We start from the raw sequence: 17,973 nt of genomic DNA, 5'->3' as shown, positions 1-17,973 counted from the left end.
CTCAACATTCACCTTTCGCGGACCGATTGATGGAGATAGTTCGTGGCGCTGACAGCCGAGCAGAAAAAAGAGATCCTGGGCAACTACGGCCTGCATGGCACCGACACCGGTTCCCCCGAGGCGCAGGTCGCGCTGCTGACCAAGCGGATCGCCGACCTGACCGAGCACCTCAAGGTGCACAAGCACGACCACCACTCGCGGCGCGGGCTGCTGCTGCTGGTCGGACGCCGGCGCCGGCTGCTCAAGTACGTCGCGCAGATCGATGTCGAGCGGTACCGCTCGCTGGTCGAGCGGCTGGGCCTGCGTCGCTGACGCACGCCCCCCGGGGCCGTTAGCGGCCCCGCAAACTCCGAGCGATATGGCGGGCAGAGATCGCCCGTGTAGAGTGAGGACGTTCTGGGCCGGTTCGGCCCGAGCAAACGGTGCGGTCACGCAGATCCGCGTGTGCCGTTCCAGCGTGTCACTACGCAACGTTCGAGGGAGCAGCCCAGTCTGCATCGGGCGGTCTTCGGTAGTGGCTGCCGGGCTCTCCGGATCTGGGGCAGGTCGGCCGCTTCGATCGATGGCCGTAGCCGTATTCAGACTCAGCGCCTCCCGCGGGTGACCCGTGGCCGTCAGGTCTGCGGTTCGCGCGTGGACACGCGAAAAAGCTGAATACAAGAGAGGCCGTACGGACGTCCATGTCTGTCGCTGAAATTGAAGAGGGCGTGTTCGAGGCGACCGCCACCATCGACAACGGGAGCTTCGGCACCCGCACCATCCGTTTCGAGACCGGCCGGTTGGCCCAGCAGGCAGCTGGCGCCGTGGTCGCATACCTCGATGACGAAAACATGCTGTTGTCGGCGACCACCGCCAGCAAGAGCCCCAAGGAGCACTTCGACTTCTTCCCGTTGACCGTCGATGTCGAGGAGCGGATGTATGCCGCCGGTCGCATCCCCGGTTCGTTCTTCCGTCGCGAGGGCCGTCCCTCCACCGACGCGATCTTGACCTGCCGGCTCATCGACCGGCCGCTGCGCCCGTCGTTCGTCTCCGGGCTGCGCAACGAAATCCAGGTGGTCGTCACCATCCTGAGCCTGGACCCCAACGACCTGTACGACGTGCTGGCGATCAACGCCGCGTCGGCCTCCACCCAGCTGGGCGGCCTGCCGTTCTCCGGTCCCATCGGTGGCGTGCGAGTCGCGCTCATCGACGGCACCTGGGTGGCGTTCCCGACCGTCGAGCAGCTCGAGCGGGCCGTGTTCGACATGGTCGTCGCGGGCCGCAAGGTCGAGGGCTCCGATGGTCCCGACGTCGCGATCATGATGGTCGAGGCCGAGGCGACCGACAAGGTCATCGAGCTCGTCGAGGGCGGTGCCCCGGCGCCGACGGAAACCGTTGTGGCCGAAGGGCTCGAGGCCGCCAAGCCGTTCATCGCGGTGCTGTGCACCGCGCAGCAGGAGCTGGCCGACGCTGCGGCGAAGCCCACCGGCGAGTACCCGGTGTTCCCCGACTACGGCGACGACGTCTACTACGCGGTGGCCTCGGTGGCCACCGACGAGCTGGCCAAGGCGCTGACCATTGGCAGCAAGGCCGAGCGCGACGCCCGCACCGACGAGCTGAAGGCCGAGGTGCTGGGGCGCCTGGCCGAGACCTACGAGGGCCGCGAGAAGGAGGTCAGCGCCGCGTTCCGGGCGCTGACCAAGAAGCTGGTGCGGCAACGCATCCTCACCGACCACTTCCGCATCGACGGCCGCGGCATCACCGACATCCGCGCGTTGTCGGCCGAGGTCGCCGTGGTGCCGCGGGCGCACGGCAGCGCGCTGTTCCAGCGCGGTGAGACCCAGATCCTGGGTGTCACCACGCTCGACATGGTCAAGATGGCTCAGCAGATCGACTCGCTGGGACCCGAGACCACCAAGCGCTATATGCATCACTACAACTTCCCGCCGTTCTCCACCGGCGAGACCGGCCGCGTGGGTTCGCCCAAGCGGCGTGAGATCGGGCACGGCGCGCTGGCCGAGCGTGCCCTGATCCCGGTGCTGCCGGGCGTCGAGGAGTTTCCCTACGCCATCCGCCAGGTGTCCGAGGCGCTGGGCTCCAACGGCTCGACATCGATGGGTTCGGTGTGCGCGTCCACCTTGTCGCTGCTCAACGCCGGTGTGCCGCTGAAGGCGCCGGTGGCCGGCATCGCGATGGGCCTGGTCTCCGATGACGTCGAGGTGGACGGCAAGACCGAGCGCCGGTTCGTCACCCTGACCGACATCCTGGGCGCCGAGGACGCGTTCGGCGACATGGACTTCAAGTGCGCCGGCACCAAGGACTTCGTCACCGCGCTGCAGCTGGACACCAAGCTCGACGGCATTCCGTCGCAGGTGCTGGCCGGCGCGCTGGAGCAGGCCAAGGATGCGCGGCTGACCATCCTCGAGGTGATGGCCGAGGCCATCGACCGCCCCGACGAGATGAGCCCCTACGCCCCGCGGGTCACCACCATCAAGGTTCCGGTGGACAAGATCGGCGAGGTCATCGGGCCCAAGGGCAAGGTGATCAACGGCATCACCGAGGAAACCGGCGCGCAGATCTCCATCGAGGACGACGGCACCGTGTTCGTCGGCGCCACCGACGGACCCTCGGCGCAGGCCGCGATCGACCGGATCAACGCCATCGCGAACCCGCAGCTGCCGACGGTCGGCGAACGGTTCCTCGGAACGGTGGTCAAGACAACGGATTTCGGTGCGTTCGTGTCGTTGCTGCCCGGGCGTGACGGCCTGGTGCACATCTCCAAGCTCGGCAAGGGCAAGCGGATCGCCAAGGTCGAGGACGTGGTGAACGTCGGCGACAAGCTGCGCGTCGAGATTGCCGACATCGACAAGCGCGGCAAGATCTCGCTGGTTCTGGTGGAGGAAGACAACTCGGCTCCCGCCGACGCTCCGGCGGCCGCCCCTGCCGATGCCGCAACGGCGAACAGCTGACTCGTCGACCGGGACGCGTCCCGGTCGGGCCGGCGAGCTGCGCCGGGGCAAGGCCGCTGAGGCGGAGTCGGCACCCCGGGCCGCGCTGCGGCGCACCACGCTGCCGGGCGGCCTGCGGGTGGTCACCGAATACCTGCCCTCGGTGCGTTCGGCGTCGGTCGGCGTCTGGGTCGGGGTCGGCTCGCGCGACGAAGGTGCGACAGTGGCCGGGGCCGCGCACTTCCTCGAGCATCTGCTGTTCAAGTCGACCCCCAGCCGCACCGCGGTGGACATCGCGCAGGCGATGGACGCCGTCGGGGGAGAGCTGAACGCGTTCACCGCCAAGGAGCACACCTGCTACTACGCGCATGTGCTCGACAGCGATCTGGCGCTGGCCGTCGATCTGGTCGCCGACGTGGTGCTCAACGGGTGCTGTGCGGCCAGCGACGTCGAGCTGGAACGCGACGTGGTCCTCGAAGAGATCGCGATGCGCGACGACGACCCCGAGGACGCGCTCGGCGACATGTTCCTGAGCGCGCTGTTCGGTGATCATCCGGTGGGCCGCCCCGTCATCGGCACCGCGCAGTCGGTGGCGTCGATGACGCGAAACCAGCTGCATTCGTTTCACGTCCGGCGCTATACGCCGGAACGGATGGTGGTGGCGGTGGCCGGCAATGTCGACCATGACGAGGTGGTCGCGCTGGTGCGCGAGCACTTCGGGCCGCATCTGGTCCGCGGGCGCGAGCCCATAGCGCCGCGCAAGGGTGCCGGACGGGTCGTCGGCCGCCCCGCTCTGCTGTTGGGCAACCGGGACGCCGAGCAGGCGCACGTGTCGTTGGGTGTCCGCACGCCCGGGCGGGGCTGGCAGCATCGCTGGGCGCTGGCGGTGCTGAACACCGCGTTGGGCGGCGGCCTGAGCTCCCGGTTGTTCCAGCAGGTTCGGGAGCTGCGCGGGCTGGCCTATTCGGTCTACTCGACCGTGGATGTCTTCGCCGACAGCGGCGCGCTGTCGGTGTACGCCGCCTGCCAGCCGGAACGCTTCGCCGAGGTGATGGGGGTGACCAGCGACGTGCTCGGCTCGGTGGCGCGCGACGGCATCACCGAGTCGGAATGCCGCATCGCCAAGGGGTCGTTGCGCGGCGGTCTGGTGCTCGGTCTGGAAGACTCCAGCTCGCGGATGAGCCGGCTGGGTCGCAGCGAGCTCAACTACGGCAAACACCGCAGCATCGAGCACACTCTGCGGCAGATCGATCAGGTGACCGTCGAGGAGGTCAACGCGGTGGCCCACCGGCTGCTCGGCCAGCGCTACGGCGCCGCGGTTCTGGGCCCATACGCCTCCAAACGGTCACTGCCCCAACAACTTCGGGCGATGGTAAAGTAGCCCCACATGTCCGCCCCCACACTCGCGCCGTGCCGGCGCTCGCCGTCGGCGGAGTAGCTGAATGGTACTGGGCTTCTGGGACATCATGGTGCCCATCGTGGGCGCACCCATGGCTGGCGGGCCCGGGACCCCCGCCTTGGCCGCGGCGGTGTCCAATGCGGGTGGGCTCGGTTTCGTCCCCGGCGGGCACCGCAGCGCCGAACAACTCGCCGCCGATATCGCCGCGGCGCGCAAGGCCACCACCGGCCCGCTCGGGGTGAACCTGTTTGTGCCCCAACCCAGCGTCGCGGACTGGGTGGCCCTGCACTACTACGCCGCCGAACTCGAAGAGATCGCCGAGCACTACCAGGTCGAGGTCGGCCACCCGCGGCACGGTGACGACGACGAGTGGGAGCAGAAGCTCGAGGTGGTGGCCGACGTGCGCCCCGAGCTGGTGTCCTTCACTTTCGGCGTGCCGCCGCCGGACGTGATCGGGCGGCTGGGCGCGCTGGGACTGCTGGTGATGGTCACCGTGACGTCGGCCTACGAGGCGGGGATCGCCGTCGCGGCCGGCGCGGACAGCCTGGTGGTCCAGGGGCCCGCCGCCGGCGGGCACCGCGGCACCTTCGCGCCGGACATGGAGCCCGCCAACGAGTCGCTGCATCAGCTCATCGACCGCATCCGCCACGCGCATGACGTCCCGATCGTCGCGGCGGGCGGGTTGGGCACCGCCGACGAGGTCGGGGCTGCCCTGCGCAGGGGCGCGGTGGCGGCCCAGGTCGGCACCGCGCTACTGCTCGCCGACGAGGCGGGCACCAACTCGGCGCACCGCGTCGCCCTGAAGAACCCGCTATTCGCCACCACCGTTGTGACGCGGGCGTTCTCGGGCCGCTACGCGCGCGGTCTGGAAAACGACTTCACCCGCACGCTCGATCACGTCGCGCCGCTGGGCTACCCCGAGGTCAACCAGATGACCTCACCGATCCGGGAAGCCGCCGCCGCCATCGAGGATCCCAACGGGATACCGCTATGGGCCGGGACGTCGTTCAAGAATGCGTGCGCCGGCCCCGCGGCCGACATCATCGCCAGTCTCGCGGCCACCAGCTAGCGCGGACACCGGTCAGCCCAGCACGGTGGCCGGGCCGGTGAACGGCAGGCCGAGGTCGGTGGCCACCTGTTCGGACAGCAGGGCGCCCTCATGCGTCGAAAGACCTTTGGCCAGAGCATGATCCGATCGACACGCCGCCTGCCAACCGTGGTCGGCGAGCGCGAGCACGTACGGCATGGTCGCATTCGTCAGCGCCACCGTCGACGTCTTGGGCACCGCACTGGGCATGTTCGCCACGCAGTAGAACAGGGTGTCGTGCACCGCGAAGGTGGGGTCATCATGCGTGGTGGGCCGGGAGTCCTCGAAGCAACCGCCCTGGTCGATCGAGATGTCCACCAAGACCGCACCCGATTTCATCTGCGCGACAAGAGAATTCGAAATCAGATTGGGTGCCTTCGCACCGGGCAGCAGCACGGCGCCGATGACCAGGTCGGCGCGCTTGACGGTGCGCTCCAGGTCGTAGGCCGACGAGTAGCGGGTGCGCACCCGGCCGCCGAACTCCGCGTCGAGCAGCCGAAGCTTGTTGATGTTGACGTCGAGAACCGTGACCGACGCCCCCATGCCGCCGGCCACCCGGGCCGCGTTGTAGCCCGCCGTCCCCGCCCCCACCACCACGACGTCGGCCGGTTTGACGCCCGGTACACCGCCCATCAGCACGCCGCGCCCACCGTGGGTGCGCATCAGGTGGTAGGCCCCCACCTGCGCGGACAGCCGGCCGGCGACCTCGCTCATCGGGGCCAGCAGCGGCAGCGTGCCGTCGGCGGTCTGGACCGTCTCGTAGGCGATCGACGTCGTCCCGGATGCCAGCAGCGCTTCGGTGCAGGAACGCGACGCGGCCAGATGCAGGTAGGTGAACAGGATCTGGTTGCGCCGCAACAGGTCATACTCGGCCGGTACCGGTTCTTTGACCTTGAGCAACAGGTCGGCGTCGGCCCAGACCTGTTCGGCCGTATCGGCCAGCTGCGCGCCGGCCGCCTTGAACTCCGCGTCGCTGATCGCCGAGCCCTCGCCGGCTCCGGCCTGCACCAGCACGTCGTGGCCGCGGCCGGTCAGCTCGGCGACACCGGCGGGGGTGATGGCCACCCGAAACTCGTTGGTCTTGGTTTCGGTAGGTACGCCGACTCGCATGATCGCCCCTTGATTGCCGGTTCATGTTCAAGTGTGAAGAAAGTTTGCGGGAGCCGCAAAGCCTGGTTGTTTGCTGGCTATGATCGGCGGATGACCGACCCGTGCGTGCAGGCGACCGTGCACATCGTTGCCCGGCCCGACGTGGTGTATCGGCTCATCACCGACCTGCCCACGCTGGCCGAATTGGCCGAGGAGGCGGTCGCGATGGAGTGGCGCAAAGGCAGCGCGGCAAGCCCGGGCGCGGTGTTCACCGGCCACAACCGCAGCGGCAGCCGGCGCTGGAGCACCAAGTGCACGGTCACGGATGCGGAACCGGGCCGCCGCTTTGCATTCGACGTCAGCCACACCGTCTTTCCGGTCGCCCGCTGGCAATACGACATCGTCGCGGCCGACGGCGGATGTGAGGTCACCGAAAGCACCTGGGACCGCAGGCCCGGGTGGTTCCGCAAGGTCGCCGGCAAGGCCACCGGTGTCAGCGACCGGGTGGCCGCCAATACCGAGCATATCCGGCTGACCCTGCAGCGCCTCAAGCAGCGCGCCGAGACCGAGTAGCCGAGTACGTCCGGGAGTCCTCCAATGACGCGACGCGATCCCGCCGTAGCCGTCATCGGAGCCGGTATGTCGGGCCTGTGTGTCGCAATTGCCTTGCTGCGCAACGGTATTAACGACGTGACCATCTACGAGAAGGCCTACGAGGTGGGCGGCACCTGGCGGGACAACACCTATCCTGGCCTGGTCTGCGACGTCCCCTCGCGCATCTACCAGTACAGCTTCGCCAGGAACCCGGACTGGTCGCACCTGTTCTCACCGGGTGGTGAGATCCAGGCCTACTTCCGGGATGTCGCCGACCGCTTCGGGCTGCGGGACCGGATCCGGTTCGGCACCGAGGTCTCCCATGCGCGTTTCGACGACGGCCGCTGGGTGCTGCGCACCGCCGCCGGTGCGGAATCGACGGTCGACTTTTTGATCTCGGCCACTGGCGTGCTGCATCACCCACGCCTGCCTTCCATCCCCGGCTTGGATCAATTCGGCGGCAAGGTCTTTCACTCGGCGCGCTGGGATCACAAAGTCGACGTGCGGGGGAGGCGCGTCGCGATCGTCGGCAACGGGTCGACGGGGGTGCAGCTGGTGTGCGGGCTGGCCGGGGTGGCCGGTCACGTCGCGTTGTTCCAGCGCACCGCGCAGTGGGTGCTGCGGCTGGCGAACCCACGCTACAGCGGGCTCACCGGCTTCACCCGGCGGGCGATGCCGTGGCTGGATAAGTTGGCGTACCGCATCTACAGCCTCGGATACGACTACTTCGCGGTGGGGCTGACCAAGCCGGGCCTGCGCCGGAAGCTCATGGCGGCGCTGTGCCGCGCCAGCCTTTGGGAGATCCGCGATCCCGAGTTGCGCCGGTCCCTGACTCCGGATTACACGCCGGCCTGCAAACGCTTGGTGATGTCGAACGGTTTTTACCGCGCGATGCAGCGCGACGACGTCGAACTGGTGACGGCGAGCATCGACCATGTGGAACGGCGCGGCATCGTCACCGCCGACGGCGTCCTGCATGACGTCGACGTCATCGTGCTTGCCACCGGATTTGACACCCACGCATTCTTCCGGCCGATGGAGCTGATCGGCCGCGACGGCATCCGCGCCAACGACGTCTGGCGGGACGGGCCGCGGGCCTACCAAACCGTCGCGATGTCCGGCTTTCCCAACTTCTTCATGATGCTGGGGCCACACAGCCCGGTGGGGAATCTGGCGCTGACGACCGTGGCCGAATCGCAGGCCGACCACATTGTGGGCTGGATCGAGCGCTGGCAACGCCGCGAATTCGACACGGTCGAGCCGACGGCCGCTGCCACCGAGCGTTTCAACGCGAAGCTGCGCGCCGCGATGCCGGACACCGTATGGACCACCGGGTGTAACAGCTGGTACCTCAACAAGGACGGCGTGCCCGAGGTGTGGCCCCTGACGCCGGCCGAACATCGCCGGATGCTGGCGAACCCCGACCCCGGTCAGTATCACCTGCGCCGCCACGCCCCGGCCGGCTGAGGGCGAGCGGCAAGAACCCAGTACCGGCGGTTTCGCATAACTGTGGGGCGTACCTATACTTGGGGACGCGCGACGCCCACCCCAACACCGTGATCGGGGCTGAACGCAGAGGTAGGGGGCATGATGCTGACCGTCGACAACCAGGCAGCGGGTCCACATGACGCCTCGCTGGATCGTGAGCGTCTGGTGCTCGAGGCCCGCGATGTGGACTTCGACTGGGCGCAGCTGCCGTTCCACTACGTGCCCGGTGAGCCGTTTGCCACCCACGTCCTCAACGTGCTGCACCTGCTGCTGCCCGCCGGGGAAGAGTTCTTCGTCGAGGTGTTCAAGCAGACGCTGCCGCTGATCAAGGACGACCAGCTGCGGCTGGACGTCCAGGGCTTCATCGGTCAGGAGGCCGTGCATTCGCAGGCGCACGCGAATGTGCTGGCGCATTTCGCCGCCCGCGGCATCGACCTGACCCCGTATACCCGCCAGATCAAGTGGCTGTTCGACAAGCTGCTCGGGCCCCGGCCTTACTGGAGCGAGCGCCGCCGGCAGAGCTGGCTGCTCGAGCAGGTGTCGATCGTGTCCGCGATCGAGCACTACACCGCCATCCTGGGGGAGTGGATCCTCGACTCGCCAGCCCACGACGCGATCGGCACCGATCCGGTGATGCTGGACATGCTGCGCTGGCACGGCGCCGAAGAGGTCGAGCACAAGGCGGTGGCCTTCGACACCATGAAGCACCTGCAGGCCGGCTACTGGCGGCAGGTGCGCGCCCAGCTCGTCGTGACGCCTGCCATGCTGCTGCTCTGGATCCGCGGCGTGCGGTTCATGTACTCGCTGGATCCCCAGCTACCGCCGCGAGCCAAACCGCGCTGGCGGGACTACTTTTCGGCCGCGCGCCGCGGCTTGGTGCCCGGGCCGCTGCGCTTCATCCGGGCGATCGGCAACTATTACCGGCCGGGCTTTCACCCCTCGCAGCTCGGTGGCCTGGACCTGGCCGTCGACTACCTGGCCGTCTCACCCGCCGCGCGCGCCTCGCACTGATGACCACCACATCGACCACCACATCGACCACCACATCGACCATCACGGCCAGCGACGGCGTCACGCTGGCCGTGCACCGGTACACCGACATCGACCCGGCGCGGCCAACCATCCTGGCAATTCACGGCTTTCCGGATAACCATCACGTCTGGGACGGCGTAGCCCGGGAGTTGACCGGCAAGCCCTACAACGTCGTCGCCTACGACGTGCGCGGCGCCGGTGAATCAACCCGTCCCCCAAAGAGATCCGGATACCTCTTCGCTCAGCTGGTCTCCGACATCGAGGCGGTGATCGACAGCCTGGGTGTCGGGGGGGTGCACCTGGTGGCCCACGACTGGGGTTCGATCCAGGCCTGGGCGGCGGTTACCGACGACTCGGTGATGGGTAAAGTCGCTTCCTTCACCTCTATCTCGGGCCCGCACCTGAACTACGCCGGCGCGTTTCTGCGCTCGGCACGCACGCCACGAGCCGTAGCCCAGGTGATCAGGCAACTGATCTCGTCGGGCTACATCGCCTTTTTCTTGTGCCCGCTCGTGCCGGAACTGTTGTTCCGCTCCGGAATCGGTGTGAAAGTCATTGAGGCACTTGAGCGTATCGGCCGGACGAGCATACGCAGCCAGCGCCACGATACCCTGCGCTCTGTCACCGACTACGTGTACGGGCTCAACCTGTACCGGCAGAACATGCCGGCGCCGATGCTGGCCCCGGGACGGCGGCTTCCCGAGACCACGGTCGCCGTGCAGACTCTGGTGCCACGCCGCGACATCTTCGTCACACCCGCGCTGCAACGGTTCACCGGCGCGATTCCCAACGGCGGCAGGGTGATCGAGATCGAGGGTGGGCACTGGGTGGTGACCTCACGTCCGGACGTCATCGTCCGGCTGACCACCGAGTGGGTCGACCGCAACCTCGCCGGCGCGCCGCGCCCCGGGACGGCCGAGGTGCGCGGCAAGCGGCGTGAGGTGCGCGGCAAACTCGCGCTGGTCACCGGCGCCGGCGCCGGAATCGGCCGGGCCACGGCGGTGGAGCTGGCCCGGCACGGCGCCCGCAAGGTCGTGCTCGTCGATCGTGATCGGGCGGCCGCCAGCGACACCGCCGACGCTGTCCGCGCCGCGTGCGCCGACGCCGCCGTCTACCAGGTCGACGTCAGCGACGAGGCCGCCATGAATGAGCTTGCGGCGCAGGTGCGCAACGAACACGGCGTGGTTGACATCCTGGTGAACAATGCCGGCATCGGGATGGCCGGCCGGTTCCTGGAGACGAGCTCGGCGAATTGGGACGACATCATGGGCGTCAACGTCCGCGGTGTCATCTCGGGCAGCAGGGCATTCGGGGCGCAGATGGTCGAGCGCGGCGAGGGCGGCACGATCATCAACGTGGCCTCGGCGTCGGCGTACCTGCCGTCGAAATCCATGGTCGCCTACAGCACCACCAAGGCGGCCGTGCTGGCGCTGAGCGAATCGTTGCGCGCCGACTTCGCCGACGAGGGGATCAGCGTCACGGCGGTGTGCCCGGGATTCGTCAACACCAACATCGCGAAGAACACCATCTACGCCGGGATGAGCGCGGACCAGCAGGAGCGGGCACGCGGCAAGGCCGACGCCGCTTACCGACGCCGCAACTTCACCCCGGAAGCGACCGCTAAGGCGATCGTCAAGTCCGTGCAGACCGCGCCGGCCGTCTTGCCGATCGCCGCGGAGTCGCGGATCGGATACGCGATGCGGCGCATCAGCCCGGGGATGATTCGGTTGTTCGCCCGCTTGGACATTCGGCAGAAGTAGGGGCAGTTTGGTGCCGGAGAGCATTTGGGCCAGCAGACCCGCCGACCTGTACGGACGGCGGGACCACGACCGCTTCGGGTCGTTGCTGTGGGGGGTCCGTGCGGTGTTCGAGGGCTTCGCCACGGTGTCACGGTGGACGCCGTCGCGGGTGAAGCCGGTGCAGCGCAAGCTGACCGCGGTGGTGACCAAGCGTGAGATGGTCGCGCCGGACGTCGTCGCGTTGACGCTGGCCGATCCCGACGGCGGGTTGCTTCCGTCCTGGACGCCGGGCGGTCACATCGACGTCCTGTTGCCCTCGGGCCGGCGCCGGCAGTACTCGCTGTGCGGTGCGCCCGGGCGTCGCACCGACTACCGCATCGCCGTGCGCCGGATCGCCGACGGCGCAGGCGGATCCATCGAGATGCATGAGGCTTTCGGCGTCGGCGACACGCTGCAGTTCGAAGGCCCGCGCAATGCGTTCTACCTCGGCACCGCGGAGGCGGACGTGTTATTTGTCATCGGCGGCATCGGGGTGACACCGATCCTGCCGATGATCCAAGTGGCCGCGCAGCGCGGCATCGGTTGGCGCGCAATCTATACCGGCCGCAGCCGCGAGTACATGCCGCTGCTTGACGAGGTGTTGTCGCTGGGGCCGGATCGGGTGACGGTGTGGGCCGACGACGAGCGCGGCCGCTTCGCCACCGTGGCCGAGCTGCTGGATGGTGCGGGACCGGCGACGGCCGTCTACGTATGCGGGCCCAGCGCGATGCTGGAGGCCGTCCGCATAGCCCGCAATGAACATGCCGGGGCGCCATTGCATTACGAGCGGTTCAGCCCGGCGCCCGTCGTCGACGGGGTTCCGTTCGAGTTGGAGCTCGCGCGATCACGGCAGGTGCTCGCGGTACCGGCGAATCGGACCGCGCTCGAGGTCATGCTCGATCACGACCCGACCACCCCCTATTCGTGCCGGCAGGGATTCTGCGGGACGTGCAGGGTCAAAGTGCTTGCCGGACAAGTCGATCACCGTGGCCGGGCCACGCCGGGCGACGACGGCATGCTGGTGTGTGTCTCACGTGCCGACGGCGGGCGGCTCGTCATCGACGCCTGAGGCGATAGCCCAGGTGCGGCACCTTGATGCCGGGCACCGGCTCCCAATCCAGGGTGCGTCCATCGGGGTGAAAGTCGTTCTTTTCATAGAAGCTTCGCGCCACGCCGTTGGCTTTTGCGCACCACAACACGACGTCGCCGCGCGGGTCGGCGTTCAGGGCCTTCGCGAGCAGCAGGCCGCCGACGCCATGCCGTTGGCTTGCCTGCGAAATGTAGAGCGCGTCGAGCTCGAGTCGATTCGGGTCGTCCGGATCCGGCCCGAAGATCGTCATGCCGCGGAGCTGCCCGCCGGCCTCGGCGACCCACATCCGCCATCCCGGCCGGCTGAGGTCTCGCGGATAGAGCAGCACGGCCCAGCGCTTCGGCGACGTGAGCACGTCGAGTACTTCGGCCGGTAGCACGCCGGACCAGGATTGCCGCCACACCCGATAGTGCATCTCGGCCACCTCGGCGAAATCGGTTGGCGTGGCCTCGCGGAGGGTGACGTCGGCCGTCACGGCCGGGACTGCTCCAGGTATGCGGCCAGGGCGTTGGTCAGCCCGCGGCGCGCCATGTCGAGGTCGGCGTAGGAACCCAGCTGACGCTCCGAGACCAGGCCGCGCATCGCGCCGGGGATCAGGGCCGCGACCTCGCGGACCCGATCCGGATCGACGGCCAGACCGGCGAACGCGTGCTGGCAGGTCTCCAGCCAGCTTTTGCCCCAGGAAAACAGCTCGGCGGCCGTGCGCGGGTAGAGCCGCTCGAGCTCGTCGGGATCGCGCGGCAGCGCCGCCCGCAGGTTTTCGATCGCACGTGAATCCGCGGACGCCAGGCCGCGGTAGAGGGTCTCGATGATGGCGCCGACGCGCTCACGCAGCGGCGCGTCCGGCGAGATCGGTGTCGACAGCGTGGAGAACGTCGCGGCGCGCCGTTCGGCGGTGCGGTGCAGGACGGCGGCCCAGAACCCGTCGGTGTCACCGAACTGGTACTGCACGGCGCCCCAGGTGGCGCCGATGTCCTTGGCGATGCGGTTGGCCGATACCGAGCCCGGCTCGCCGGAGGCCAGCGAGCGCAACGCCGCCTCGAGCATGCTTTCCCGAGTCGCGTGGCCCCGCCGATTCGGGCGCCGGCCCGCGATGCCGGCTGCGCTGCTCTGACGGGTCATTTGCCGATCTTATCCACTGGGGTGGCGCCGGACGAAGAGTTTCATAGAGGGTACTTTGATTACGGCGCTGCGCGGCCTATCATTCGTACCCGAGGAGGGCAGCTCACATGGCAGGGCTCGATGGCTAAGCCACCGTTGTCGATGAAACCGACCGGCTGGTTCCAGGTCGCCTGGTCCGACGAGATCGGCGTCGGCGACGTGCGCAAGATGAAGTACTTCGACCACGAGATGGTCGCCTGGCGCGCCGAATCCGGCGAGCTCACGGTGATGAACGCCTATTGCGAGCACCTGGGCGCGCACCTGGGATACGGCGGCAAGGTCGTCGGCGAGGTGCTGCAGTGCCCGTTCCACGGCTGGCAGTGGAGCCGGGAAGGTCGCAATGTCTGCATCCCCTACCAGGATCGGCCCAATCGCGGCCGCCGCATTCGCACCTACCCGGTGGTCGAGCGCAACGCGTCGGTGTACATCTGGCACGACCTGGACCGTCGTGAACCCTATTTCGACGCGCCGGACGTGTTCGCCGGGTTCGAGGACGGCAGCAGCGCCGACGACTACTACCCGCAGCAGCGGCTGTACCGCGAAACCCTGGAAATGCACCCGCAATACGTGCTGGAGAACGGGGTGGACTTCGCGCACTTCAAGTACGTGCACAACACCCCGATCGTTCCGGTGTTCACCCGCCACGACTTCGCCGAGCCGGTGTCCTACGTCGATTTCACCATCACCTTCGAAGGCGACGACGGCCAGAAAATCGAGGACGTGAACAGCGGCGTGCAGGCCATCAACGGCGGACTGGGCATCGCGGTGACCAAGAGCTGGGGCATGATCGACAACCGCACCATCTCCGCGATCACGCCGGTCGACGAGTTCACCTCCGACGTGCGCTTCATGGTCTACATCGGCAAGACACCGCACAAAAATGCGGACCGCGCCGCCGCCAAGGCGGGCGAATTCGGGCGTGAAGTCATCCGCCAGTTCGAGCAGGATATCGAGATCTGGCGGCACCAGCGCTATTCGGATCCACCGGCGTTGGCAACCGACGAGTACGAAGGCTTCACCGCAATCCGCAAGTGGGCCAAGCAGTTCTACCCCGAGGCGGTCGCATCGCAGGAAGGCATAAGCCAATGAGTACAGCACCGGTTCGCGTCTTTCAGGTCGGAAGCGGAAACGTCGGCTCGGAGATGATCAAGCGGATCGCCACTCAGCCCGACATCGAACTCATCGGCGTGCACTGCTATTCGCCGGAGAAGGTCGGCAAGGACACCGGCGAGTTCGCCGGGCTGGCACCCAATGGCGTCGCGTTCACCGGGACGGTCGAAGAGATCATCGCCGCCAAGCCGGACGTGCTGACGTTCCACGGGGTGTTCCCCGACGAGGACCTTTACGTCAAAGTTCTTGAGGCGGGGATCAATATCGTCACCACCGCCGACTGGATCACCGGCTGGCACCGCGACAACAACCACCCGCACCCGTCCGGCAAGCCGGTCAGCCAGCTGTTGGCCGAGGCGTGTGAAAAGGGCGGCGCCACGTTTTACGGTACCGGGATGAACCCGGGGCTGAACCAGATCCTGGGCGTGGTGTGCTCGGCCGACGTCGCCGACATCGAGAACGTCACGACCATCGAGTCGGTTGACGTGTCGTGCCACCACTCCAAGGACACCTGGATCGAGGTGGGTTACGGCCAGCCGGTCGACGACCCCGAAATCCCCGCGAAGCTCGAGAAGTACACCCGCGTCTTCGCCGACAGCGTGTACATGATGGCCGACTGCTTCGACCTGCGGCTCGACGAGGTGAAGTTCAGCTACGAGCTGGGCGCGTGCACCAAGGACGTCGACCTGGGCTGGTATACCCTGCCGAAGGGTTCGCTGGGTGGTAACTACATCAAGTACCAGGGCATGGTCGACGGCGTGCCGCGGGTCGAGACGCACCTGGAATGGCAGATGACCCCGCACACCGAGCCCAGCTGGAACATCAAGGGCTGCTACATCACTCAGATCAAGGGCGATCCCTGTATCTACAACAAGCACATGATCTTCCCCAAGCCCGGCGTCGACCTGTCCAACCCGGACAACTTCGCCTCGATCGGCATGACCGTCACCGGCATGCCCGCGCTGGCCTCGATCAAGTCGGTAGTGGCGGCGCCGCCGGGACTCATCACCAGCGCAGACCTACCGCTGCGCGGATTCGCCGGGCGGTTCCGGAAGTAGGCGTTCGGGGTGGTGAAAGTCGTTGGTGCGCGCGCCGCGGTCTAATGGCGGCGGCGGGATCCACTCGGTGCGGCCCCGGACTGTTTTCCCTGTCCGCCATCCCTTTTCGGCCAGTTTGTGGTGCGGCACGCAGGCGAAGGTGAGGTTGTCGGCGTCAGTCGTGCCGCCGCGCGCCCACTCGTCGGCGTGGTGCACCTGGCACCAGTAGCCGGGTGTGTCGCAGCCGGGGTGGGTGCAACCGCGGTCGTGCGCGTACAACACGATGCGCTGATCCGGGGTGGCAATGCGCCGGGACCGGCCGAGATACAGTGGGCGAGCGGTGTGCTCGTCGAAGACGGCGAGATAGTGGTAGGCGTGGCGGGCCATCCGGATCACATCGCGCATCGGCAGCAGCGTTCCGCCTCCGGTCACCGCGCGCCCGGTGCCCGACGTCAGTTCCTGCAGCGTCGTCGACACGATGACCGTGACCGGTAATCCGTTGTGTTGGCCGAGTTTCGGATCGCCGAGCTGACCGCGCACCAGGGCGTTGAGTGCGTCATGCTGGCGCTGCGCGGGGCTGCGCATATCGGTGCGCACCTGATCGTCGCCGGGTTCGCCTGCGATGCAGGGTGTTTGGTCGTCTGGATTGCACACTCCGGGAGCCGCGAACCGCGACAGCCAGGCGTCGAGGTTGGCGCGCAGCTCGGGCGAGGCGACCAGTTTCGCGACGCTCATCCCGTCGGGGCGTTGGCCGCACCAGGTGAAGCCACGCTGGCGTGCCCGGTCGGCGTCGGAGAACTTTCCGTCGGGGTTGATCCGCAGCGCGCACTGGTGCGCGAGCCTCTGCAACTGGTCCGGACGCAACGTCCGCGCCTGCCCGGCCAGGAATCGCTCCGCGTCCTGCGCGGTGGCAGCCGGTACGGAGTCCGGGAGGTCGCGGACAAACGTCTGAATCACCCGCAGGTGCTGACCGTCGAGCACCCCCTCGCGCCAGGCCACGGCCGTGGCCGGAAGCTGGGGCGGCAGCTCCGCGCCGGTGAGGGTCAGGCGTGCAGACAACTCCTTGGCGTCGCGCAGCCGACGGCACGCCTCCGCGTAGCTGATCCGCAGATAGTCGGCGACGACCTTGTGCACCGGGCCGCCTATGTCGGCGGGATCCTCCGCCGCCAAACCGGCGATGACGTCGTGGCTCAGCGCAATCTGTCGCCGGCGCGAGGTCTCCACCCGTTCGAGCACGTGCAGCCGGATCGCGGGGCTCAGCGCATCGAAGTTGAGGCCGCGCAGCGCCGCGTCGGCGGCGTCCTGGGCAGCCAGGGCGGCGGACACGTCCTCCGGAACCTCGATCGAATGCATGTTCGAATTTTATGTCTCCAGGACGACAAGCGGGAAGGATCGCGCCGCAGCTGTGCATAAACCGCGAACTGTGGAGAACACCCCCCGGCTAGGGTGACTCATGCGGTCCCGTCGTGCACCGCGACTCGCACCGCGAAGCTGACGGCAGGGTCACGAAACGGGTTGCCGCGCAACGGGCCACGCCAGGATTGGCTTGACGCGGGCATCGGACAGTCCGGCGTTTCTCCTGGCAGCGCTGCGGGTAATCTCCCGTGGTGCGCGCGGGATTTGGATTTGCGGCAGCCGCGGTCATCGTGGTCCTTGCCGCATGCCCGTGCCCCTCAGGTTCGGCCGATACCGCGTCCGACAGTGCTCCGTTCCCGATCGGTCAGTTGGGCGTGCCCGTGCATGCGCGGGCGGCCAGCGGCGCGACGGCCGACATCACTGTCAACAGTGCGACGTGGTTACCGCCGGGGTGCGCCTCTCATTTCGCGAATCCGACGCCTGGCTCCGCATGCAACGTGGTGGAACTGACCATCACCGCGACGTCCCACCGATTCTTCCAGTTCAAGCACTCCTATGTTTTCGCCGGATACGGCGGCGGCAATCAGCCCTGGACCCATCCCGACGATGCGCCCCAGCCCGCAACGTTGGCGGTCGACTTCCAGAGGCTCGACAAGATGCCCCCGCTGCAATCGGGGGGCCTGCACGACGGGCAGACCGCGCATGGATTCGTCGGCTTTGTTATGCCGACGGCAGGCGACCTGTACATCACGATCAACGATCCCGAGCAGCACGCTCCCTACACCGAAGCGGGCTTTGTCGTCCACACCTGATCGGCGCGAGAAG

The 17,973-nt window shown here is 67.8% G+C and carries 16 protein-coding genes; 12 read left to right on the top strand and 4 right to left on the bottom strand.

What is annotated here, in order from left to right:
- Positions 1–42 precede the first annotated feature (42 nt).
- The 4 genes from rpsO (at position 43) to ACIUM1_RS05915 (ending at position 5,395) form a co-directional block, all read left to right on the top strand.
- Positions 43–312: a 30S ribosomal protein S15 gene (gene rpsO / locus ACIUM1_RS05930; protein WP_007775081.1), complete on the top strand. Its 270-nt coding sequence runs from the start codon at positions 43–45 to the stop codon at positions 310–312.
- A 368-nt stretch (positions 313–680) separates the two neighbouring features.
- Positions 681–2,948, top strand: coding sequence for a polyribonucleotide nucleotidyltransferase (locus ACIUM1_RS05925; RefSeq protein WP_406816309.1), 2,268 nt, complete (start codon positions 681–683; stop codon positions 2,946–2,948).
- A complete protein-coding gene (locus ACIUM1_RS05920; RefSeq protein ID WP_406816308.1) occupies positions 2,926–4,308 on the top strand; it encodes a M16 family metallopeptidase in 1,383 nt (460 codons plus the stop codon). Before ACIUM1_RS05925 ends, ACIUM1_RS05920 begins: the two co-directional genes overlap by 23 nt.
- A 61-nt stretch (positions 4,309–4,369) precedes the next feature.
- Positions 4,370–5,395: a nitronate monooxygenase gene (locus tag ACIUM1_RS05915; RefSeq protein WP_406816307.1), complete on the top strand. Its 1,026-nt coding sequence runs from the start codon at positions 4,370–4,372 to the stop codon at positions 5,393–5,395.
- A 12-nt stretch (positions 5,396–5,407) separates the two neighbouring features.
- Here ACIUM1_RS05915 and ald read toward each other — a convergent pair whose 3' ends face one another.
- On the bottom strand, positions 5,408–6,523 hold the full coding sequence (ald, locus tag ACIUM1_RS05910) for an alanine dehydrogenase (protein WP_406816306.1): 1,116 nt from the start codon (positions 6,521–6,523) through the stop codon (positions 5,408–5,410).
- A 90-nt stretch (positions 6,524–6,613) separates the two neighbouring features.
- Between ald and ACIUM1_RS05905 the strand changes: the two genes are divergently transcribed.
- From ACIUM1_RS05905 to ACIUM1_RS05885, 5 genes are all read left to right on the top strand, one after another.
- Complete coding sequence (locus tag ACIUM1_RS05905) at positions 6,614–7,075, top strand: SRPBCC family protein (RefSeq protein ID WP_406816305.1); 462 nt, start codon at positions 6,614–6,616, stop codon at positions 7,073–7,075.
- A 24-nt stretch (positions 7,076–7,099) separates the two neighbouring features.
- Positions 7,100–8,563: a flavin-containing monooxygenase gene (locus tag ACIUM1_RS05900; RefSeq protein WP_406816304.1), complete on the top strand. Its 1,464-nt coding sequence runs from the start codon at positions 7,100–7,102 to the stop codon at positions 8,561–8,563.
- A 120-nt stretch (positions 8,564–8,683) separates the two neighbouring features.
- Entirely contained in the window at positions 8,684–9,595 is a 912-nt protein-coding gene (locus ACIUM1_RS05895; protein WP_406816303.1) for a metal-dependent hydrolase, read from the top strand.
- Complete coding sequence (locus tag ACIUM1_RS05890) at positions 9,595–11,376, top strand: SDR family oxidoreductase (protein WP_406816302.1); 1,782 nt, start codon at positions 9,595–9,597, stop codon at positions 11,374–11,376. The genes ACIUM1_RS05895 and ACIUM1_RS05890 overlap by 1 nt, the downstream gene beginning before the upstream one ends.
- Positions 11,377–11,386: 10 nt before the next feature.
- The gene (locus tag ACIUM1_RS05885; RefSeq protein WP_406816301.1) at positions 11,387–12,463 is read left to right on the top strand and encodes a PDR/VanB family oxidoreductase; all 1,077 of its coding nucleotides are present in this window, start codon (positions 11,387–11,389) and stop codon (positions 12,461–12,463) included.
- Here the strand turns inward: ACIUM1_RS05885 and ACIUM1_RS05880 are convergent.
- Together ACIUM1_RS05880 and ACIUM1_RS05875 are read right to left on the bottom strand one after the other, a co-directional pair.
- On the bottom strand, positions 12,450–12,899 hold the full coding sequence (locus ACIUM1_RS05880) for a GNAT family N-acetyltransferase (protein WP_406817553.1): 450 nt from the start codon (positions 12,897–12,899) through the stop codon (positions 12,450–12,452). The two genes, ACIUM1_RS05885 and ACIUM1_RS05880, sit on opposite strands and share 14 nt — an antisense overlap.
- 56 nt (positions 12,900–12,955) lie before the next feature.
- Positions 12,956–13,606, bottom strand: coding sequence for a TetR/AcrR family transcriptional regulator (locus ACIUM1_RS05875; protein WP_406816300.1), 651 nt, complete (start codon positions 13,604–13,606; stop codon positions 12,956–12,958).
- 120 nt (positions 13,607–13,726) lie between these two features.
- Here ACIUM1_RS05875 and ACIUM1_RS05870 point away from each other — a divergent pair, with 120 nt between their 5' ends.
- Together ACIUM1_RS05870 and ACIUM1_RS05865 are read left to right on the top strand one after the other, a co-directional pair.
- On the top strand, positions 13,727–14,734 hold the full coding sequence (locus tag ACIUM1_RS05870) for a Rieske 2Fe-2S domain-containing protein (protein ID WP_406816299.1): 1,008 nt from the start codon (positions 13,727–13,729) through the stop codon (positions 14,732–14,734).
- Positions 14,731–15,813, top strand: coding sequence for a dihydrodipicolinate reductase (locus ACIUM1_RS05865; protein ID WP_406816298.1), 1,083 nt, complete (start codon positions 14,731–14,733; stop codon positions 15,811–15,813). The genes ACIUM1_RS05870 and ACIUM1_RS05865 overlap by 4 nt, the downstream gene beginning before the upstream one ends.
- Here ACIUM1_RS05865 and ACIUM1_RS05860 read toward each other — a convergent pair.
- The gene (locus ACIUM1_RS05860; protein ID WP_406816297.1) at positions 15,775–17,145 is read right to left on the bottom strand and encodes an HNH endonuclease signature motif containing protein; all 1,371 of its coding nucleotides are present in this window, start codon (positions 17,143–17,145) and stop codon (positions 15,775–15,777) included. The two genes, ACIUM1_RS05865 and ACIUM1_RS05860, sit on opposite strands and share 39 nt — an antisense overlap.
- Positions 17,146–17,399: 254 nt before the next feature.
- Here ACIUM1_RS05860 and ACIUM1_RS05855 point away from each other — a divergent pair, with 254 nt between their 5' ends.
- Positions 17,400–17,960 (top strand): hypothetical protein, encoded by a 561-nt coding sequence (locus tag ACIUM1_RS05855; RefSeq protein ID WP_406817552.1) that lies wholly within the window; start codon positions 17,400–17,402, stop codon positions 17,958–17,960.
- The last annotated feature ends 13 nt before the right edge of the window (positions 17,961–17,973 follow it).

This window comes from Mycobacterium sp. M23085 (genome assembly GCF_045343915.1).
GTDB lineage: Bacteria > Actinomycetota > Actinomycetes > Mycobacteriales > Mycobacteriaceae > Mycobacterium.
Note: the sequence above shows the minus strand (reverse complement) of the source record. Positions and strands in the feature narration are given on the sequence as shown.